The sequence below is a fragment of the Grimontia sedimenti genome (genome assembly GCF_011045095.1).
GTDB classification, from domain to species: domain Bacteria; phylum Pseudomonadota; class Gammaproteobacteria; order Enterobacterales; family Vibrionaceae; genus Enterovibrio; species Enterovibrio sedimenti.
Map to the genome: position 1 here is coordinate 369,148 of NZ_JAALDL010000002.1, position 21,519 is coordinate 390,666.

A 21,519-nucleotide genomic window follows, 5' to 3' on the forward strand; every position below is an offset into this window, starting at 1 on the left:
CAAGACAGTCGCCCCCGAAACTGACATAATCTGCCCCCTTCTTTGAACCAGTGACTGTTTTAGCGGTATGTACAACGTCAACGAAATATTCGAAACTATTCAGGGCGAAGGCACCTTCACCGGCGTACCTTCTGTCTTTGTTCGTCTTCAAGGCTGTCCGGTAGGCTGCCCTTGGTGTGATACGCGCCAGACATGGGATACTCTGCCAGCCGATGAACGTGATTTTGGAACCATTATCGCGAAAAATGGCGATAGCCCATTGTGGACGAAAGTCACTGCCGAAGAAATTCTGACTCACCTGCAAAGCAGCTATCACGCCAAACATGTGGTGATTACTGGTGGCGAGCCTTGTATGTTTGATCTACTGCCTTTAACTTCACTATTAGAATCAAATGGTTATCGCTGTCAGATCGAAACCAGCGGCACCTATGCAGTAAAAGCCACCTCCAATACCTGGGTCACTGTTTCCCCTAAGATTAATATGCGAGGAAAACTGCCAGTTTTGGGAGAAGCCTTAGCGCGTGCCAATGAGATAAAGCACCCAGTGGGTACAGAAAGTGATATTGAAAAGCTCGAAGAACTACTGAAAGGCATTGATTTATCAGACAAAGAAGTTGCACTTCAACCAATCAGCCAAAAAGAACGCGCAACTAAGCTATGTATTGAAACCTGCATCAAGAAAAACTGGCGTCTTTCGATTCAAACACACAAGTATCTGGAAATTGCCTGATATTACTCTCTGAAAAAGGCAGGTAGACTGCTTATTTTTCAAGGCACAAAAAAAGGGCCAAGTTGGCCCTTTTTTATTCCGCTGTTAAAGCAAACTGCTTACTCGCCAGTGTAAATACAACCCGCTGTACAGGTTTCTTTAATCATAACCTTACTAAGGATTGGCAGTTCTGGTTTTAGCTGATCCCAAATCCACTTCGCCAACACTTCACTGGTTGGGTTTTCCAGACCTTCAATATCATTCAGGTAGTAATGGTCCAGGCGATCATAGATAGGTTTGAATGCTTGTTTGATCTCAGAAAAATCAATCACCCAACCAGTATGCGGGTCCACTTCACCAGCCACATAAATTCGAACCAGGAAAGAGTGGCCATGCAGACGACCGCACTTATGTCCCTCTGGGACATTCGGCAGCCGGTGTGCCGCTTCAAACATGAATTCTTTAAACAGTTCGGTATGCATTTTTAGCGTTCCTGTGATCGAGTGTTTTTACATTGCGCGGCGATGCTACTCAATAATTGCGTTGAGCTCAAACTGATTCGGCTGCAATAACAATATCCAAGCGTGCGAGACGACCCATAAATTTTTGTGTTGCAACAATCACACATTAACATCATGGTTAATACTTATTCACATTATTGCAGCTAAACTATTGATAATAATAACTACATGGAAGTCATCGTTAACAATGCGCCTACCAATAGCGGTCAAAATACTCTTCGTCTTGCTCGGTATATTTTCTGTCGTATTAGCTGTTTCCCTGATCTACCAAACTAACCACCAGAAAACTTTTGTTACTGATATTGTCGGAGAGCAAACCTTAGATAAAGCCAGCAATTATTTCGATAGCCTGAACATGATGATGCTGACCGGCACCATCCATCAAAAGGAAGCGCTGAGAAATAAAGTACTGGAACAGAATGGCATTGAAGATGCCCGAGTTATCCGTGCCGATGGCATTACAAGCATCTTCGGCCCCGGAAATCCCAATCAGGCAATTCTCGATAACATAGATCAACGTGCGGTAGCAGGAGAAACCATTGTAGAGCGTGTTACCCGTGATTATGGTCCCGGTATTGTTGTCGCTCTGCCTATGAAAGCCAGCGCAAACTATCGCGGCACCAATTGTATGCAGTGCCACATTGTTCCAGAGGACACCGTTCTTGGCGTCGTGAGGCTGGAATATAACCTGTCTGAACTCTATGAAAGTATCAACGGGGATATGTGGGTCACGGCTGGCATTATGGGAGCCATTACCCTCGGCGGTTTCGCACTGACCTTCGGCTTTGTTCGCGTCAGTTTGGTTTCGCCTTTGAAGCGAATCTCCCATTTCATGCATCGTTGCAGCGAAGAAAAAAACCTCAGCCAACGCTTGGCCATGCACCGGGACGATGAAATCGGCCAATTGGCAGCCAGTTGCGATACCCTGCTCGACAGCTTTTCTAGCAGCCTGAACCGCGTGAAAGGTACAGCCATGACATTGCTTGAGGAAGCCACAGTGCTGACTAATGTCTCCAGTGAAACCAATAACCTGGTTGAGAATCAACACCGGGAAACGCAGGAGATGTCTTCGTCTATTGATGAAGTTCAACATCATCAGCACATCGTGGAAGAGAAAACCACGGAGGCAGCAGAACTGAGCCAAAACCTGGCCGAGAACGCACAACAAGGTCGCAACGTCGCGAATGTCGCAGCGGAACAGATCCAGCAATTGGTTCAGGAAGTCGATCAGGTTCGTCATCAAATCCTTGCTGTGAACCAGCAAAGCAAGGAAGTAAACAGCATTCTGGAAGTCATTCGCGGTATCGCCGAACAAACCAACCTTCTCGCGCTTAACGCTGCGATCGAAGCAGCCCGAGCTGGCGAGCAAGGTCGCGGGTTTGCTGTTGTCGCTGACGAAGTGCGAAGTCTTGCCAGTCGCACCCATGATGCGACAGGCGATATTCAGAGCATCATCGAGCAACTGACAGCCGATGCCGAGCGCTCAGCTTCAGCCATCGAGACCACTTGCGAAAACACGGCTCAGCGCTCTGATACCGTCATGCAACTGTCTAACTCATTGGCTCAGATCGCCGAGGAAATACTGATTGTGAATGCGAACGCCAAAGAGATCAGTCAAGATACAGTACATCAGGCTGAAATGGCGGATAACCTTAGAGAACAGGTGGTGACCATTCAGTCCCATGCGGAAGACACATCAACCAACGCCAACCAGACACAGGCCATCAGCGCGATGCTGAAAAACCTCGCCGATCAACTCGAGCAACTGATCGACCAATTCAAGTTGGCATAACCCAGCGAGCTCAGTCTTAAATATCAAAGTCCCGCAACCAAGGCGGGGCTTTGTCTTTCTGGCAGTATATCTTACCCACTATTGTCCCATTCGATGACTTGAACCCCAGGCTCAACCAGCCCAATAAAGCCTTCGACATTTTTTCACACGCTTCGATTTATATCTAACGTTTAATCCTTTGAAGCAACGGACTGTTAGAAATGAAAAGCCGTATTCCCGAACAAAAATTCGTTTCGGTTCCAATGACGTTGGCAGCATTACCCCTTATTTTTGCCGCAAGTTGTTACTCACAAGATGACTTCAACACTTATCAGCTAGATATCACAACGGAAATTCTTACCGAAGGCGGCGTCGCCGCCGAGGATGAGTTATTGATTGGCGGTGAGTTTAGATATTTCTTTTTGCGCCAGTCACCTTTTCATTTGTACCTGTCTTCCGGCTACCGTACAGACTCCGACGATGAAGGCAGTACTTTTGACATTTACAACGCTGACTTCGGCTCTCAGTGGGACTTTGGTTACTTCTGGGGAAACCGAGCATTTTTAGAAGCCGCAGTTGGGGCTGCTTACATTCAAGAGTCCTATGCCATTTCGCTCATCGACCGCAATGCTAGCAGTGACTTTGATGAATTCACTTACAAAGCTGCTTTTGGACTGGGTGTTGAATGGCAAAACACAGTCGGAACCAAGCTCTTTATCAATCAATACGGCTCGGATTACCGCACACTCGGTATCAGCCTTTCCTATTCATTCTAAGAGGTATTCATGATGAAAAGACTTTTTACCATGGTACTTCCACTTCTTCTAACAGCCTGTGGTGACGCCTCATTAGGTGGTAATGGGAACAACCCTCAAGTCGGAAGCTTGCCACTATCCATCATTGAGCCGGCAGACAATCCATCTACCAACGAAAAAATCGCTCTTGGCAGGATGCTGTTCTGGGATCCGATTCTTTCAGGCAATGAAGATGTAGCTTGCGCCACCTGCCACCACCCGAATGTTGGCTATGGCGACAATCTCGATGTCAGCATGGGCGTCGGCGGCCTTGGTTTAGCCACAGAGCGCGTCTCTGGTGCGCTGGTGTTGCGTAATGCGCCCACCATTATCAACACGGCTTACAATGGGATTGACGAAGATGGCAACTACGACCCCAGTGCCACCGTGATGTTTTGGGATAACCGCTCAGTGTCTCTTGAAGCACAAGCGCTTGACCCTATCCGCTCTTTGGAAGAAATGCGCGGCGAGATGTTTACAGAAGAGGAGATCCTGCCAGAAGTCGTCTTCCGTCTCTCACAGAACTCAGAATATATTTCGATGTTTACCGACGCCTTTGGTGACAGCACGATTAACGAAGAGCGAATAGGTAAGGCCATCGCCGCTTTCGAGCGTTCTTTAATCGCCAATAACTCGCCTTTTGACCGCTATGCGAGGGGAGATAATTCAGCGCTCAGCCAACAACAAATCCAAGGGCTTAACGCCTTTATTGATGCCGGTTGTAATGCTTGTCATAGCGGCCCTATGTTCTCAGATTTTCAGCTTCATGAGTTACCCGTCGACAGCAACCACAAACTGGTTTCTGAAGGCATCAGCGACAATGGCGTCAACAACACATTCAGAACACCTAGTCTACGAAACGTTGAACTCACCGCGCCTTACATGCACAACGGCACAGTCAAAACGCTCCGTGAAGCCATCGTATTTTATGACGACATGGCGAACCCCGGTGGAGACCCTGATATTTCCCAACTGGACTTTGAGGATGTTGACGCTGAGACCATTGATGCGATTGAAGCCTTCCTTCGCTCGTTGACGGATCAAGATTTTGATAAATCGATTCCTGAATCTGTACCCAGTGGATTGAACCCGGGCGGCAACATCTAACCGACAACCAGACCACAATATTGCAGTTTTGGCCCGGCGCTCTGCGCCGGGTCATAAGTTTTTCTACTTATTCCTATATTTCTGCTGGTTTTTTCTTCGATCTCATCGCACCATGAAGCCTCGTTATTACTGCATCTTGAGGTAGCTCAGGTATGCGGGTAAACTTGCCAGTCCTAGTGCGAATTATCCTAATCCGACGACTCTGAATCGTCGGATATTCTTCAACGGAGTTAGATGCAAATTATGAACTATGTGCCTGTAGCAGACGTCCTGCACGGCAAAGCGGCAGTAGACACAGAAGTCACTGTTCGCGGTTGGATCCGCACACGTCGTGATTCAAAAGCCGGTATTTCTTTCCTTGCCATTTATGACGGCTCTTGTTTTGACCCTATCCAGGCGGTTGTTCCTAATGAGCTGAATAATTACCAGGAAGAAGTATTGCGTCTTACCACAGGCTGCTCTGTAGAAGTTACCGGTAAAGTGGTAGAAAGCCCGGGACAAGGTCAGGCATACGAACTGCAAGCAACTGACGTGAAAGTGGTTGGTTGGGTTGAAGATGCTGACACGTACCCAATGGCGAAAACCCGTCACTCGATTGAGTACCTGCGCGAAGTGGCTCACCTGCGCCCACGCACCAACGTCATTGGTGCAGTAGCACGTGTACGTAACTGTCTGGCACAAGCGATCCACCGCTTCTACCACGAGCAAGGTTACTTCTGGGTATCTGCTCCACTAATCACAGCGTCTGACGCTGAAGGTGCTGGTGAGATGTTCCGTGTTTCTACACTGGACATGGAAAACCTGCCTCGCACTGACAAAGGCGACGTTGATTACAACGAAGATTTCTTCGGTAAAGAAACCTTCCTGACCGTATCTGGTCAGTTGAACGCAGAAGCTTACGCTTGTGCGATCAGCAAAGTTTACACCTTCGGTCCTACTTTCCGTGCTGAAAACTCAAACACCAGCCGCCACCTTGCGGAGTTCTGGATGGTTGAGCCAGAAGTCGCGTTCGCAGAGCTGGACGATGTTGCGAAGCTGGCAGAAGACATGCTGAAGTTTGTGTTTAAAGCTGTGCTTGAAGAGCGCCGTGACGATATGGAATTCTTTGCTCAGCGTATCGACAAAGAAGCGATCACCCGTCTTGAGAAGTTTGTTGATTCTGACTTCGCTCAAGTGGATTACACCGATGCTATCGACATCTTGATCAAATCTGGCAAGAAGTTCGAATTCCCTGTTGAGTGGGGTATCGATCTGGCATCTGAGCACGAGCGCTTCCTGGCTGAAGAACACTTCAACGCGCCAGTTATCGTCAAAAACTACCCGAAAGACATCAAAGCTTTCTACATGCGTTTGAATGACGACGGTAAAACTGTTGCTGCGATGGACGTTCTGGCACCTGGCATCGGCGAAATCATCGGTGGTGCACAGCGTGAAGAACGTCTGAATGTACTTGACGAGCGTATGCGCGCGATGAACATCGACCCAGAGCACATGAACTGGTATCGCGACCTGCGCCGTTACGGCACTGTGCCACACGCTGGTTTCGGTCTGGGCTTCGAGCGTCTGGTTTCTTACGTGACAGGTATGGGCAACGTTCGTGACGTTATTCCATTCCCACGTACCCCACGTAGCGCAAACTTCTAATCCATTTTGGTTTTTTAAAAAGGTCGCGAAAGCGGCCTTTTTTGTCTGTAATTTTTCTTCATCTGGCGCACGAGATTTTCATCTTCTCTGGCACGTCCGACTCCCCTTCTCATGGGTGTTTCAGGATTTTGTGTCACTCCTCCAAAACTTGTCTGTCCCGCATCACGCCAATAAGAAAAGATAGAGAAATAGAGGCTTTATTGTCATCCAGTAGCCAAGTGATAGCTAATCGTAAAAAATCCTTAAATTTCCGTTTTATTACGATCAGCCAAATGTTATAAAAAAAGAAAGTTACTAACGCCATGGATGAACGAAGATGTTTGAAAAAATTGCTGCGGCTCCCGCCGACCCTATTCTAGGCCTAACCGAAGAATTCAAAGCCGATACCCGTGCTGAGAAAATCAATTTGGGTGTAGGTATTTACAAGGATGAATCCGGAAACACCCCTGTTCTGGCAACCGTTAAAAAAGCAGAAGCTGTTCTGCTGGAAAACGAAACCACCAAATCTTATCTGGCGATTCCAGGTACCCCTGAATACGGTCTGGCAGTGCAAAAACTGCTGTTCGGCGCTGATGCTCCAGTAATCGCAGACAAACGTGCACAAACTGCACAAGCTCCGGGTGGTACCGGTGCTCTTCGTCTGGCGGCGGAATTCATCAAACGCCAACTTGGCGAAGTGAAAGTTTGGGTGAGCAACCCAACTTGGGCAAACCACAATGGCGTATTCGCAGCGGCAGGTCTGGAAGTCGCACAGTACAGCTACTACAACGCAGAAACCAAAGACATGGACTTTGATGCCATGCTGGCTGACCTGCAAACCGCAAATGCTGGTGATGTTGTGCTTCTGCACGGCTGCTGCCACAACCCAACCGGTATCGACCCAGATGCTGGCCAATGGCAACAACTGGCAGCACTGGTGAAAGAAAAAGGTCTTCTGCCTCTGTTTGACTTCGCTTACCAAGGTTTTGCAAAAGGCGTTGAAGAAGATGCTGCAGGTCTGCGTATTTTTGCAGAAAGCTGCTCAGAGCTTCTGGTCGCAAGTTCATTCTCGAAAAACTTCGGTCTTTACAATGAGCGTGTTGGTGCATTCACACTGGTCGGTCAATCTGCTGAACAAGCAGCAACTGCATTCAGCCAAGTGAAGAGCATTGCACGTGTTATCTACTCTAACCCACCAGCGCACGGCGCTGCGGTTGTGACTGTTATCCTGAACGATGCCACACTGCGTGCAGAGTGGGAGCAGGAAGTGGCAGACATGCGTGTTCGCATTCAGGCGATGCGCGAACTGTTTGTAGCGACCTTGAAAGAAGAAGGTGTAGACAGCGACTTCAGCTTCATCGAACGTCAAAACGGCATGTTCTCTTTCTCCGGCCTGACCAAAGAACAAGTGAACCAACTGAAAGAAGAGTTCGGTGTTTACATTGTTGGCTCTGGTCGAATCAGCGTCGCTGGTATGACCCGCTCAAACATGGGCCCACTATGTAAAGGTATCGCTGCTGTTCTGAAATAATCTGGAACGGTAGAGACAGAAAAAGCGCCAATCGGCGCTTTTTCTTTTTGATCTGCTTTTTACCAACCAGCTTTGTCAGCCGATGCCGTGAAGAAACTCAGCACGGGTTGAAGCATTCGATTTAAATATGCCACCCAAAGCAGTTGTCGTGGTCGCACTGGTAGCATCCATAACACCACGTGCTTTCACACAGTAGTGAGTAGCATTCATGTGAACTGCTACGTTGTCGGTTTCCAACAGTGTTTGCAGAGCCACCAAGATTTGACGCGTTAAACGCTCCTGAACTTGTGGGCGCTGGGAAAAGAAACGCACGATGCGGTTAATCTTTGAAAGGCCGATAATCTTGTTCTTTGGCAGATAGGCCACAGTACATTTGCCGTCTATCGTCACTAAGTGGTGCTCACAGGTACTGGTCAACGTAATGTCTTTCACCCGCACCATCTCGTCACAGCCCATCTTGTTGTCGATAACTGTAATTTTTGGGAAGTTGGTGTAATCCAGGCCAGAAAAGACCTCATCCACATACATTTTTGCTATGCGGATCGGTGTTTCGGTCAAGCTGTCATCTTCCAAGTCGAGATCCATTGCAGTCAGGATCTCGCGCATGTGGTATTCGATTTTCTCTTTCTTCTCTTGGGCGGTCATAGACGAACCGGCCTGCATCGGAGTCTCAATGCCACGTGCTATCAGCGCCTCACGGACTCGTTTTGCAGAATCGCTCAATGCTGTCATAGTCATTCCTCGGATCGTTCCAATGTTATAGTTTTATTTATTACTCGCCTTTTGAGGACAAGGATCAATGTGCTGTCAGAATTTTGAAGCATAACGTTAATAGTAGGAAAATTACACCTCGAATTGCGTGTGGGCATTAGTTTCCGCCCACAAAGTTTGCGATAATACCGCCTTTCTTCTACGAGCTGGGCGGAATACGCTCTGACATAAATCTCGTTGCCCCGATGGCGAGAGCCATATGTACATCTCTACATAGAGATCATAGGCTAAGCATCAAAGTCACGTCATATGACCTGACATTCGCAATCGGCTACAGTATTCAAAAATCGAAAGAGAGTTTTTATATGGGTTGCTGCGACACGCCGGGATTGATGCCCGTTTCTGAGGCCATTACCACCCTTCTGGACAACACAACACCGCTGACAGAAACAGAAGTGGTCTCTCTCGTGAATGCGCAAAACCGCATTACCGCGGAAGACATCCGCTCACCGCTAAACGTGCCACCTTTTGCTAACTCTGCCATGGATGGATACGCACTTCGTACCAGCGATTTGGGAGAATCCCACACCTTGACGTTGGCAGGCAAATCATTTGCCGGTGTGCCATTTGAAGGCGAATGGCCAACAGGCAGTTGTATCCGCATTATGACAGGCGCAGAAGTACCGGAAGGTGCGGACGCAGTTATCATGCAAGAACAAACGACAGTTGAAGGCGACCAGATCACTTTTACCGCATCTGCAGAACCACAGCAAAACATCCGCCCTATTGGTGATGATGTAAAAGCAGGTGACGTTGTTATTCCAAAAGGCACGCTGCTAACACCACGCGAAGTGCCAATGCTGGCGACACTGGGCATTGCTGACGTTACTGTTATACGCCGCCCAAAAGTCGCCTTTTTCTCGACAGGTGATGAATTACGTCAGGTGGGTGAAACACTGGGCAAAGGTGAAATCTACGACAGCAACCGCTATACCATTCGCGCCATGCTCGAGAAGATGCATTGCGAAGCCATTGATCTCGGTGTAATTCCTGATTGTCCCAACCAACTTCGCGAGGCTTTCCTTAAAGCAGCAACTGAAGCCGATGTCATTGTGACTTCGGGTGGTGTCAGCGTGGGTGAAGCCGATTACACCAAAGACATTCTGGATCAGGAAGGCGAAGTCGGGTTCTGGAAAATCGCCATTAAGCCAGGGAAACCTTTTGCCTTCGGTAAAGTAAAGAATGCCCTCTTCTGCGGTCTGCCAGGTAACCCGGTTTCAGTGCTAGTAACGCTGCACGTCTTGGTTCAGCCGCTATTGGCAAAATTGGCAGGCCATACACAGTGGCAACCTTCAATTACGCTAAAAGCCAAAGCCGAAACCCGCTTCAAGAAAGCACCTGGTCGTGCAGATTATCAACGTGCAATTTATCGCACGGATGAAAATGGCGATTTATTGGTTTCAACAACGGGCAATCAAGGTTCAGGTGCATTCAGTTCTCTGTCTCTCGCGAACTGTTTCGCGGTACTTGAACAAAGCCGTGGTCATGTAGAAGTGGGCGAAACCGTCACCATTGAACCTTTTAATGCTGTGTTGAACTGAGGAAAGCGTGGATATTCTCTCTCCTGAAGAAGAACTCAGATATAACCGTCAGATCATTCTGCGTCAGTTTGATTTTGACGGTCAGGAAGCGCTCAAGGAAGGCAGTATTCTGGTATTGGGTGCAGGCGGCCTTGGCTGTGCTGCGACTCAATATCTTGCTGCTGCAGGGGTCGGGAAACTGACCCTGATAGACGATGACGTCGTTGAATTGTCTAACCTGCAGCGCCAAGTCCTCCACAGTGACAGCACTATCGGCGAGCTCAAAGTCGAGTCAGCGGCATCCAGCCTTCGTCAACTTAACCCGCATGTTGTGATTAATACCATTGCCAAGCGGTTAGATGACGATTCGCTTCGCCACTTGATTGCACAACATCATTTGGTAATGGATTGCTCCGACAATATCGAAACCCGCAACCAGTTGAACCGTCTTTGTTTTGAAGTGAAAAAGCCATTGGTCAGTGGTGCTGCTATTCGTCTTGAAGGACAAGTTGCAGTGTTCACCTATGGTGATCAAGAACCCTGTTATCAGTGCCTCAGCGCCCTGTTCGGCGAGCAAGCTTTAAGCTGCGTTGAAGCGGGGATTTTGAGCCCAGTAGTAGGCATTATCGGTGCTTGCCAGGCACTGGAAGCGATAAAACTGTTATCAGGATTTGCGCCTGCCCCAACAGGCAAGGTTATGCTGTATGACGCCATGAGCAGCGAATGGCGAAACTTCAACTTGCCCAAGTATCCAACCTGCACTGTCTGCAATAGTTAACACCACCACCTTGATTTGCTGACACTTTTCTCAATATCGACAAATCTCTACTACATTTATAACAGTTTATGCTGCCTAGGCATATCGAGGCAGCCCTAACCTCCTTGCAAGGGTCTTTTGACCTTAGTATTTCACCGCGGGCGAAGTGATAGGACGATGATTACGACCGTCTCAATAGTGCTTGTCATACTTGGAATGCTCGCCCTCATATCGGCGCTGAAATCCTCGATCATCCTTTATCGTCGAGATCGCCGTCCGTCTACGTTTAGCTTTATTCCGGTCATGCTCGGCTTTGTGTTGGGATATGCGACTTTTGCAGCCTACCTCTCCACGAAAGCAGATGCGTCGACAATTGAATTCATCGTCTCGATGGTCTTTTTCGGCGGAGGGATTTTCTGCGTCATGATTTTCAGCGTGGTCTCACGCAGCATGGAGCGCATTGCCTATGCGGAATTTCAACAACGCCACAACGAGTCTCATGACAACCTGACAGGACTACCCAACCGGAAGTTTCTGCTGAGCAGCATTTCCACACAGATTGTCGACTACAACATTTCCCAGCAACACTTCGCATTGATCACGTTTGATATCAATAACTTCAACAACATCAACGAAGTATTCAGCCATCAAAAAGGGGATGTGTTGCTCGCACAGTTTTCGGCTCGACTGAAAGAGTTTGTGGATGAAGACATTTTTCTCGCGCGCTCCAGCGGCAACCGCTTTACCATGATTATGAATGATCCTGAAAACATCAATATTGCTCAGTACATCGAGGGCATTCAGAGCTATCTGGACTACCCACTAACGATCAATGACCACGATGTGAATCTCACCAATACGGTCGGCGTGGCACTTTTCCCAGAACATGGCAGTAACGCCGAAGAAATTCTCAAACGAGCGGAAGTAGCCATGTACAACGCCAAGCGGATTCAGGCGCCATACGCTATTTACGAGCCAGCGGCATCCAGCCACTTCTACGATAAAACGGAATTGGCCGCCATGCTTCACAACGCGCTTGAAACCATGGATTTTGAGCTCAATTTCCAACCCGTCATGAACGTACACAATCCGGGCAGCACCACCTTTGAAGCCTTAATACGCTGGCCTTTGGCTGACGGTTACAGTGTCAGACCGGATGACTTTATCCCGCTTCTGAACAAACCAATGCCATACAAAAAATTACCCATTGGGTACTGGAAAGCACAGTCGCCCAGCTCGCCGTGTGGCGACAGCAATCTATAACGCCGCAAGTTCAGGTCAACCTTTCGGCAAAAGACATTGAAGATGACTCACTCGAACCTTACCTGTCAAAACTGCTCAGCCGTTATGCCATCAACCCTGCCCAACTGACGCTGGAAATCACGGAAACCAGCATGATGCAGAATCCGGCGAAAGCGCGGGCTGTACTGGAGAAAATTAAGAAGTTGGGTGTATCACTGAGTATTGATGATTTCGGAACTGGCTTTTCATCACTGTCGATCCTGAGCAATATGCCGATAGACGAAATCAAAATTGACCGCAGTTTTGTGACCGATCTTCTTTACAGTAGCAACCATGAAGCCATCGTAAGATCAACCATTTACCTTGCCCATAGTCTGGATTGCCGTGTGGTTGCTGAGGGTGTGGAAACCGAAGCTTTAGGTCAATATCTCGTCTCTATTGGTTGTGACAAAATACAGGGCTACTGGTACGGCCGCCCAATGAACCTTGCTCAGACCGATGCCTGGCTAAACGAAGCCCTACTTATCAACTCCCGCGTTGCCAGTCAAAACTGACCGATATTTCTTTCTCAGAACCCCCAACCTATTCATCCCAAACATGCCTGCCTACTGAACCATACGACTCATATCTAACTCCCTGTCTCGTCATTAATGCTTAATTTTGTTGAAACATGAGTGTCATAAAAGAGACCTAAAGTTGCCATCGTTGACTCATACACGACCTTCGAGAAAGGCAACGATTAAGGAAATCTATAATGAAATCAAAAGTATTCACCGCACTTTGTATGGCTGGCGCACTCGTTGCTCACACTGCTACCGCTCAAGAAACCATCACAGTATCTGGCTCAACGTCTGTAACAGAAGTGATGGAGGTTTTGGCTGAGACTTACCAAACACAGAACAACAACACCTTTATCGAAGTACAGGGAACAGGCTCTTCTGCTGGCGTAAAAGCCGCTAAGAACGGAACGTCAATGTTCGGCATGGCATCCCGCGAATTGAAAGATTCAGAAAAAGAATCATCACTGAAAGAAACCGTGATTGCGCGTGACGGCATCGCCGTTGTGGTTAACAACGCAAACACGCTGGACGATCTGACTATCGAAGACATCGCAAAAATCTACCGCGGGGAAGTGCAAAACTGGTCTCAGGTTGGCGGCGAGAATAAGCCAATCGTGGTTGTTACCCGTGACACAGCATCCGGCACCCGTGGCGCATTCGAAGACATCATGGGTCTGAAGCGCAAAGTTAACGGCATAAGTGTTTCTGCTATCTCGCAGCGCGCTCAGGTAGGCAACGGTAACGGCGTGATCAAAACCATCGTCGCGAACAACCCATTCGCCATCGGTTATATCTCTCTGGGTTCGATCGATGAATCACTGAAAGCCGTCAAAGTGAACGGCGTTGCGCCAACTTCTGAAGCAGTCGCAGCCGGCGATTACAAAGTAGCCCGTCCTTTCCTGGTTCTCAGCAAAAATGGCAAACCTTCACCAGCAGCAGATGAATTCCTGAAGTGGGTCGTTTCTTCTGAAGGCCAGAAAATCGTTTCAAACCAAGGCTACGTGCCAGTTAAGTGATACCCCTTGGCCTGATGGTTTTCATCAGGCCGCTTTTTCAAGAAGTTAAGCATTTCCCTACTGTCATCATGTGACACAAAGGACAGCAATTATGACCATCGCAACCGAACAATCTATCCAAATCCCCGCAGGTAAGCTGGGAACAGGCAAACGCCGAGACTGGCGTGAAGACATCTTTCGCACGCTATTCCTGACAGCCGCAGCGCTGGGCGTGTTGTCTCTCGCGACTATCGGATTCTTTATTTTCCGTGAAGGCCTCCCTGCTATCCAGGAGGCCGGTGTTACCGGTATCGTCACCGGCTCAGAATGGCTGCCACCAGCCCTTTACGGCATCGCGCCAATGATTGTGGCGTCGCTGGCATCAACCGCAGGCGCTGTTGCGCTCGGCGTGCCAGTCGCGGTTTTAACCGCCGTTTTTATCGCTGAAGTTGCACCAAAATGGCTGGCAAACATCATCCGTCCAGCCGTTGAACTTTTGGCAGGTATCCCTTCTGTGGTATACGGCTTCTTCGGTCTGGTGATTATCGTTCCAATGATTCAGGACATCTTCAACGTTCCAGCGGGTAACACACTTCTGGCAGGTATCATCGTTCTTGCCGTCATGATTCTGCCAACGGTTATCGCTGTCTCCGAAACGTCGCTGCGCGCAGTACCAAAGGCCTATAAAGAAGGCTCTCTGGCACTTGGTGCTTCGCCGATGTTCACCACTTTCAAATTGCTGGTGCCTGCTGCACGTTCAGGCATCATGACAGGCGTCATCCTTGGTATCGCCCGCGCTTTGGGTGAGACCATGGCCATTATCATGGTGATGGGTAATGCACCTGCTATGCCCAACGGTCTGCTCGAATCAGCACGTACCCTGACCGCCAACATCGCACTGGAAATGTCATACGCATCAGGTGTCCACGCCAGCGCTCTCTACGCAACAGGTATCGTCCTTCTGGTCTTCATCATGATCCTGAACGCATCCCTGCTTTACCTTAACCGTGAAAAAGCGAGGTAATGACCATGTTGACCCGTCAAATGAAAGACAAAATTTCACTGGTTACCGTTTGGGCCGCAGCAGCGATGACCGTCGGTTTCCTGTTCTGGATTATCTGGTACATCCTGAGTAATGGCCTGCAATACGTCGATTGGTCATTCATTACCAGCGATTACACCCGTATTGGTGAGCAATCAGGTATCTGGCCGATGATTGTTTCAACCATCTACATGGTGATCGCATCTATCTCTATCGCGGCGCCTATCGGCATCATGACGGCAATCTACCTGACCGAATACGCAAAAGTAGGAAGTCGTCTGGTGAAAGTGATTCGATTTTGTACTGAATCACTGGCGGGTATCCCGTCTATCATTTTCGGCTTGTTCGGTATGACATTCTTTGTCGCCGTGCTTGGCCTTGGTTTCTCTATCCTCTCTGGTGCACTGACGCTGAGCATTCTCATCCTGCCAGTGATTATCCGTACTACTGAGGAAGCGCTAATGGCGGTGCCTCAAACCTATCGAGAAGGCTCGTATGGTCTGGGCGCATCGAAGATATACACCATCTGGAAACTGATTCTGCCTAGTGCGATGCCAGGCATCGTGACTTCCATCATTTTGAGTGTAGGTCGCGTCATTGGCGAATCTGCACCGGTATTTCTGACAGCAGGCATGGTCGCACGTATCCCAGAAAGCGTGTTGGATTCAGGCCGTACACTGACCGTACACCTCTACAAATTAACCCAGGAGCTCTACACCATTCATGAATGGAACCAGGCGTATGCCACCGCGACAGTGCTGATTGTTGTCGTGCTGTTTATCAACATGCTGACCAAGATTATCGCCAGCAAATTTAGCAAAGCCACTTATTGAGCCCGGGAGAGAACACAATGATGACTGCAACTGCAATGAACACAGCAAACAAATTCGATATCGAAAACCTGAACCTGTTTTATAACAACGGCGCTAACCACGCACTGAAAGACATCACTCTGCCGATCCCGAGCAAGAAAGTAACGGCGCTGATAGGTCCTTCAGGCTGCGGTAAATCTACCCTGCTACGTTGCCTGAACCGCATGAATGACCTGATTGAAGGGGTTAAGATCAACGGTCGCTTGGAGATGGACCGAGAGAACGTTTACGGTAACATCGACATCGCCAACCTTCGTATCAAGGTGGGCATGGTGTTCCAAAAGCCAAACCCTTTCCCAATGAGTATCTACGACAACGTGGCTTATGGCCTGCGTGCGCAAGGCGTGACTGACAAGAAAAAGCTGGATGAAGTGGTAGAGAGAAGTCTTCGAGGTGCAGCGCTTTGGGATGAAGTAAAAGATCGCCTGAAATCTCACGCTTTCGGTCTGTCTGGCGGCCAGCAGCAACGTCTGTGTATCGCCCGTACCATTGCCATGGAGCCAGAAGTGATTCTGATGGACGAACCGACTTCTGCACTTGATCCGATCGCCACCAAGAAAATCGAAGATTTGATGGAAGAGCTCAAGAAGAACTACACCATCGTCATCGTGACGCACTCTATGCAACAGGCACGTCGTATTTCAGACCGCACCGCCTTCTTCCTGATGGGCGAATTGGTGGAACATGATGAAACTGCCAACCTGTTTGCCAACCCACGTGACGATCGTACCCGTGGTTATGTGAACGGTGATTTTGGTTAAAAACCAACCGTTCAGTACAAGAGCTTCTCATTACTACTATAACAATCGCGATGGATTATTTTGCCCCCGTCTCCCGGGGGCTTTTTTATTTCTTCGCTAAAAACCAGCCCAATATAAATGACTGATATTTATAAAATATCGTCATTTCGGTTAACAAATCGTTGAGACAATTCTTAAAACGAACAAACCCTGTCCAAGTTCCGCAATTTAATACCAAATTGACAGATTTCTGACTTGCTAAGCGACTAAGATTCATAATAATCATTGAACCAAGCCAATCAGGCGCTGTCTCTACGTGACGAAATGTAGAAACACTCAGAGATCAATCTGGAGTTAATAATGAAAAAGATGGCAATCGCAATGCTGGTCGCTCCTGCAATTCTGGCAGGCTGTGCAACCAGCACTTCAGGCAAAGGTGACGCAATGGAAGTGTCTCAAGCAAACATGCAGCACCACAACTGGGTTTTGGAAAGCGTTGATGGTCAACCACTGAGCCTGCCAGAAGGTTTTGCAGCACCAAGCTTAGAAATTGGTGAGTCATTCACAGCAAACGGCCATGGCGGCTGTAACCGTTACTTCGGTCAAGGTGAGCTGAAAGGCAGCAAATTCCGCATCGACAAAATGGCTAGCACCATGATGGCGTGTCCTGAGCCTGCGATGAAGCTGGAGGGTGTGATGACCAATGTACTGAGCGATTGGAGTGATGTCACGCTGACCAAACAGACACTGGTTCTCGAAAACGGCGAGCACGTTCTGACTTTCCAACTGCGTGATTGGGTAAACTAAACCCACACGAAGTGATGAGGACACCTAACTTCAGGTGTTTCTAACAGCCTCCTCCGGGAGGCTGAATTGTTTCTGGCACATACACCCAGTTATATGTTCCCCTGCCTTCGGCAACAACCTTACCCAGCGCCACCTCTCCGTAAGCCAATACTTTCGCTGCATCGAGAGACTTCGCTTCCTGAACAGTCACACCACCGATAGAAATCGATATGATTGCCGGGCCTTCCTCTTTGTCAAAAGGCAATCTCAGCTTCTGCACCGCTTCAATACAGGCTTCCGCCATTGGCGCACCGTCCTTTGTGTTGGGCAAAAGAACAGCAAAGGTTTCACCGCTGTAACGTGCCAGCAAATCACCAGGGCGCTTGAGGGTATCTGATATCGCAGCGCCAATCAGCCGGATAGCCTTATCTCCCGCTACCCTGCCATGTTTAGTGTTGTACTTAGACATTTGATCGATTTCGATGATCATCAGACTGATAAACAGATTGTCTCGCTGACTTCGTCGCACTTCGGCTTCCACAATCAATTTGAAGTAATCCCGGTTGTAATACCCCGTCAGACCATCACTTTTAGAAAGCTTTTCCAGTTTCTTGTTCGCATCACGAAGTTCCCGCGTTTTTTCGTCGACCCGTCTTTGAATCGTCATCGCACGGTATTGCAGCATGTAGAGAAGATAAGCAAGTAAAGAGAAAATCAGTACGCCGATAAAGAAAATCAGATGCGGAACAATACTCATCCGGGAATGAACATAAGACGCCGATGGCGTGCCTCGCAACAACCATTCCCTTCCGGCAAAGAAGATAGGTTCAGACTCATAACGCAGCGCTTCAACGGGCGGTTGGGCCAAATCAACCACGTTGCTGTAAATCACACCGCTTTGCTCAGAAAGCCCTTTGTCCACCAACTCAAGGTTGATCGACTCTTTCACTGTGTTGTTAATGGCCAGATCAAAAATATCGGAGACATCAAACAGTGCCACTAAAAAGCCGCGCAGTGCTTCCTCCCTGTCGGCATCCGTCTCCGGATCGCCAAAAAACACCGGTAACAGCATTAGAAATGCGCTGTGATCTTCAAACTCGCGCTTCAAGCGAATCGCTGGCGTAGCGATGGGGACACCACGATACCAGCTCATTTCCAGTGCATCTTTCATTAACGGGCGGGAAGCAAGATCGAAGCCCATGACATTTTGGTTGTTTTCGTAAGGATGAACATAACGAACAGGAAAGTAGCGGCTGCGACTTACCGCAGACACCAGATTACCCTCTTCACTGAGCTCGACAATCTCAAACAAAGCGAATTCTAATGCCGCTTCTGCTTCATAGAGTTCACGGTCATTTTCGTTGACCACTTCCGCCCACTCCATTGCGTGGATATTGGGGTGTCTGTCCATTACGACTTGGGAAAGATTGATGAAGGCGTTTTCATTGATGTCCTCATTCATCAGCAATTGATTTCGGAGGGCGTACATGAGCTCAATGCCGATGTTTAACTCGCGCCCGAGAGAGAGCGCCGCATTCTCGACATCTTTCTGAATTTCATGCTCGATTGATTGCTGTTCAGACTGGTAAAGAGACATGGCGGCCAGGAACGAAAAAAACAGCCCCACAAAGACTGTAAGTATCGTTGAATATAAAACCCGCTTCGCCATCCCTTCATTGCCCTTTTCAATATGTTAACTAATTGTTGGACATAATCTTAGATCCCGCCAGCATTGGGCAGTCGATACAGCGTAACCGCACGTTGAAATACAATAACGCCCGGACCTTTAAAAAGACCCGGGCTGTTTGTTAACGTTCCGTAAATTTTTCTACTGTGTAGCAGAGCGCAACGTTTTCGCCGCTTCTACCAGGTTAGTCAATGCCACTTCTACTTCCGTCCAGTTGCGGGTTTTCAAGCCACAGTCTGGATTGACCCACAAACGTTCATCCGGAATGGTTTTGCGCGCTTTTTCTAGCAATCCCACGATGCTTTCCACTGAAGGAATGTTTGGTGAATGTATGTCGTAAACGCCAGGACCAATTTCATTTGGATACGCAAAGTCTTCAAATGCCCCAAGCAACTCCATGTCAGAACGAGAGGTTTCGATGGTGATGACATCAGCATCCAGCGCCGCCACAGATTCAATGATGTCGTTGAATTCGCTGTAACACATGTGGGTGTGAATTTGGGTGTCAGACACCGCACTGGAGGCTGAGATCTTAAACGCGTTGACCGCCCAGTCCAGATAGGTTTGCCACTCACTGGCTTTCAGCGGCATCCCTTCACGGATAGCGGGCTCATCAATTTGAATGATTTTGATACCCGCCGTTTGGAGATCCGCAACTTCATCACGCAAGGCCAGTGCGATTTGCTCTGCAATTTGCTGACGTGAAAGATCTTCGCGTGGGAACGTCCAACCCAGAATCGTCACCGGTCCTGTCAGCATGCCTTTGACGGTTTTTTCTGATAATGACTGTGCGTAGGCCGCCCATTCAACAGTGATCGGTGATTCACGGGAAATATCGCCAACGATCACCGCTGGTTTCACGCAACGCGAACCATAACTTTGTACCCAACCAAATCGTGTCGCTGCGAAGCCATCGAGATTTTCGGCAAAGTATTCCACCATGTCGTTCCGTTCAGGCTCTCCGTGAACCAAGACATCCAGCCCCAGTTTTTCCTGACGCTCAATGGCATCTTTGATGTGTTCTTGCATTGCCGCGACGTATTCCGTCTCGGAAAGGGTTCCGGTTTTATAGCCACGACGCTGTTGGCGAATTTCGCCGGTTTGCGGGAAAGAACCGATGGTGGTAGTTGGGAACAGGGGAAGATTCAGGGCCGCCTGCTGTGCTTTGGCGCGTTCCACGTAATTCTCTTCACGCTCAGCCAATGCTGCCGTTATTCCGTTTACACGTGCCTGTACATCAGGTTTGTTCACCCGCGTGCTCGTCGCTCTGGCTTCAATGGCCGCACTGTATTCACGACATTTTGCAATGGCAGACTCGTGACCATTCAGAGCGTCAGCAAGCAAAGTCACTTCGTGGGTTTTCTGCTTGGCGAAAGCCAGCCAGGATTGCACTTCCGGATCGAGATCAGTTTCCTGATCTAAATCTACCGGTGTGTGCAGCAACGAGCAGCTTGTCGAAACCCACGCCCTGTCTCCCAGCTTTTCAACCATAGGAGACAGCGAATTAAGCCAGGTATTCAAGTTCGCCTTCCACACATTCCGGCCGTTGATGGCTCCTAAAGAGATGATCCAGTCTTGCGGCACCTGGTTGATGACGGCATTGAGCTGTTGTGGCGCCACACTCAAATCGATATGAAGGCCATTCACTTTCAGGTCGGAAATAATGTCTAGCTGCTGCTCTACAGATTCAAAGTAAGTTGTCAGCAACAGCTTCACATCACCTGCAATCACCTGATACGCGAGTTTATAGGCTTTTCGCCAAGACTCAGGCAGCTCTAATGCCAGAATAGGCTCATCAATCTGCACCCATTCAACGCCTTGTGCTTTGAATTTGGCAAAGATTTGTTGGTAAACAGAAAGCAGACGTGGCAGCAGGTCTAAGCGATTAAAACCGGCCTCTTTTTCTTTGCCTAAATAGAGGTAAGAGATGGGTCCCAGAATGACTGGCTTAACAGTGTGACCCGCCTTTTGCGCTTCGTTAACCTCATCGAAAATTTGGTTCCAGCTCAGGTTAAACTCATCATCCTTGGTGAATTCAGGAACGATATAGTGGTAATTGGTGTTAAACCATTTCGTCATGTCTGATGCCGCGCAACTGCATCCTGTCGGTGCTTTCCCGCGGGCAATACGAAACAAAGTATCCAAATCTGGATGGCCGCTGCGATGACGTTTCGGGATATGGCCTAAAGTCAGGCTGGTTTGTAGCACCTGATCGTACCAAGCGAAATCACCGACAGTGACAAAAGAAAGGCCCGCGTCCTTTTGTACCTGCCAGTTGTGATGGCGAATTGTCGCGCCAACATCCAGCAATCCTTGTTGATTGATTTCACCTTGCCAGTATTGTTCGAGTGCAAATTTCAGTTCGCGTTTGTTACCGATGCGAGGGTAACCAAGAATATGCGTTGTGGTCATGACTCTTTCCTTATTTTTAGCCGTCCAGATGTTTACATGTCCACATTGATTCATTAGAGTGCATAAAACAAACTCAAAT

Annotated in this window: 17 protein-coding genes and 1 pseudogene; 14 read left to right on the plus strand and 4 right to left on the minus strand. The window is 48.5% G+C overall.

The window, feature by feature from the left end:
- The first annotated feature begins 67 nt into the window (after window positions 1-67).
- A complete protein-coding gene (gene queE / locus G5S52_RS04490; RefSeq protein ID WP_165011967.1) occupies window positions 68-730 on the plus strand; it encodes a 7-carboxy-7-deazaguanine synthase QueE in 663 nt (220 codons plus the stop codon).
- Window positions 731-828: 98 nt separating this feature from the next.
- On the opposite strand, the gene queD is transcribed toward queE, so the two are convergent.
- Window positions 829-1,191, minus strand: coding sequence for a 6-carboxytetrahydropterin synthase QueD (gene queD / locus G5S52_RS04495; RefSeq protein WP_002535034.1), 363 nt, complete (start codon window positions 1,189-1,191; stop codon window positions 829-831).
- A gap of 226 nt (window positions 1,192-1,417) precedes the next feature.
- On the opposite strand from queD, the gene G5S52_RS04500 reads away from it, so the two are divergent.
- The 5 genes from G5S52_RS04500 (at window position 1,418) to G5S52_RS04520 (ending at window position 8,056) form a co-directional block, all read left to right on the plus strand.
- Window positions 1,418-3,022, plus strand: coding sequence for a methyl-accepting chemotaxis protein (locus G5S52_RS04500; protein ID WP_165011968.1), 1,605 nt, complete (start codon window positions 1,418-1,420; stop codon window positions 3,020-3,022).
- A 200-nt stretch (window positions 3,023-3,222) separates the two neighbouring features.
- Complete coding sequence (locus G5S52_RS04505) at window positions 3,223-3,777, plus strand: hypothetical protein (RefSeq protein ID WP_165011969.1); 555 nt, start codon at window positions 3,223-3,225, stop codon at window positions 3,775-3,777.
- 9 nt (window positions 3,778-3,786) lie between these two features.
- A complete protein-coding gene (locus G5S52_RS04510) occupies window positions 3,787-4,902 on the plus strand; it encodes a cytochrome-c peroxidase (RefSeq protein WP_235956089.1) in 1,116 nt (371 codons plus the stop codon).
- 243 nt (window positions 4,903-5,145) lie between these two features.
- Window positions 5,146-6,546 (plus strand): asparagine--tRNA ligase, encoded by a 1,401-nt coding sequence (asnS, locus tag G5S52_RS04515; RefSeq protein WP_165012119.1) that lies wholly within the window; start codon window positions 5,146-5,148, stop codon window positions 6,544-6,546.
- Window positions 6,547-6,862: 316 nt separating this feature from the next.
- Window positions 6,863-8,056 (plus strand): amino acid aminotransferase, encoded by a 1,194-nt coding sequence (locus tag G5S52_RS04520; protein WP_165011970.1) that lies wholly within the window; start codon window positions 6,863-6,865, stop codon window positions 8,054-8,056.
- A 75-nt stretch (window positions 8,057-8,131) separates the two neighbouring features.
- Here the strand turns inward: G5S52_RS04520 and folE are convergent, their stop codons facing one another.
- The gene (folE, locus tag G5S52_RS04525) at window positions 8,132-8,788 is read right to left on the minus strand and encodes a GTP cyclohydrolase I FolE (RefSeq protein ID WP_165011971.1); all 657 of its coding nucleotides are present in this window, start codon (window positions 8,786-8,788) and stop codon (window positions 8,132-8,134) included.
- 344 nt (window positions 8,789-9,132) lie between these two features.
- On the opposite strand from folE, the gene moeA reads away from it, so the two are divergent.
- From moeA to G5S52_RS04565, 8 genes and pseudogenes are all read left to right on the plus strand, one after another.
- Entirely contained in the window at window positions 9,133-10,368 is a 1,236-nt protein-coding gene (moeA, locus tag G5S52_RS04530; protein WP_165011972.1) for a molybdopterin molybdotransferase MoeA, read from the plus strand.
- A gap of 7 nt (window positions 10,369-10,375) precedes the next feature.
- A complete protein-coding gene (gene moeB / locus G5S52_RS04535; protein ID WP_165011973.1) occupies window positions 10,376-11,125 on the plus strand; it encodes a molybdopterin-synthase adenylyltransferase MoeB in 750 nt (249 codons plus the stop codon).
- A 429-nt stretch (window positions 11,126-11,554) separates the two neighbouring features.
- Window positions 11,555-12,900 (plus strand): annotated as a pseudogene (locus G5S52_RS04540) (putative bifunctional diguanylate cyclase/phosphodiesterase).
- 200 nt (window positions 12,901-13,100) lie between these two features.
- The gene (locus G5S52_RS04545) at window positions 13,101-13,922 is read left to right on the plus strand and encodes a phosphate ABC transporter substrate-binding protein (protein WP_165011974.1); all 822 of its coding nucleotides are present in this window, start codon (window positions 13,101-13,103) and stop codon (window positions 13,920-13,922) included.
- Between the two features lie 91 nt (window positions 13,923-14,013).
- On the plus strand, window positions 14,014-14,925 hold the full coding sequence (gene pstC / locus G5S52_RS04550; protein ID WP_046305514.1) for a phosphate ABC transporter permease subunit PstC: 912 nt from the start codon (window positions 14,014-14,016) through the stop codon (window positions 14,923-14,925).
- 5 nt (window positions 14,926-14,930) lie between these two features.
- Complete coding sequence (gene pstA, locus G5S52_RS04555; protein ID WP_046305535.1) at window positions 14,931-15,776, plus strand: phosphate ABC transporter permease PstA; 846 nt, start codon at window positions 14,931-14,933, stop codon at window positions 15,774-15,776.
- A gap of 35 nt (window positions 15,777-15,811) precedes the next feature.
- On the plus strand, window positions 15,812-16,576 hold the full coding sequence (gene pstB, locus G5S52_RS04560; protein WP_235956105.1) for a phosphate ABC transporter ATP-binding protein PstB: 765 nt from the start codon (window positions 15,812-15,814) through the stop codon (window positions 16,574-16,576).
- Between the two features lie 339 nt (window positions 16,577-16,915).
- Complete coding sequence (locus G5S52_RS04565) at window positions 16,916-17,362, plus strand: META domain-containing protein (RefSeq protein ID WP_002535015.1); 447 nt, start codon at window positions 16,916-16,918, stop codon at window positions 17,360-17,362.
- Window positions 17,363-17,402: 40 nt separating this feature from the next.
- On the opposite strand, the gene G5S52_RS04570 is transcribed toward G5S52_RS04565, so the two are convergent.
- Both G5S52_RS04570 and metE read right to left on the minus strand, forming a co-directional pair.
- A complete protein-coding gene (locus G5S52_RS04570; protein WP_368737449.1) occupies window positions 17,403-18,968 on the minus strand; it encodes a CHASE domain-containing protein in 1,566 nt (521 codons plus the stop codon).
- Window positions 18,969-19,169: 201 nt separating this feature from the next.
- Window positions 19,170-21,440: a 5-methyltetrahydropteroyltriglutamate--homocysteine S-methyltransferase gene (metE, locus tag G5S52_RS04575; RefSeq protein WP_165011977.1), complete on the minus strand. Its 2,271-nt coding sequence runs from the start codon at window positions 21,438-21,440 to the stop codon at window positions 19,170-19,172.
- Window positions 21,441-21,519: the final 79 nt, after the last annotated feature.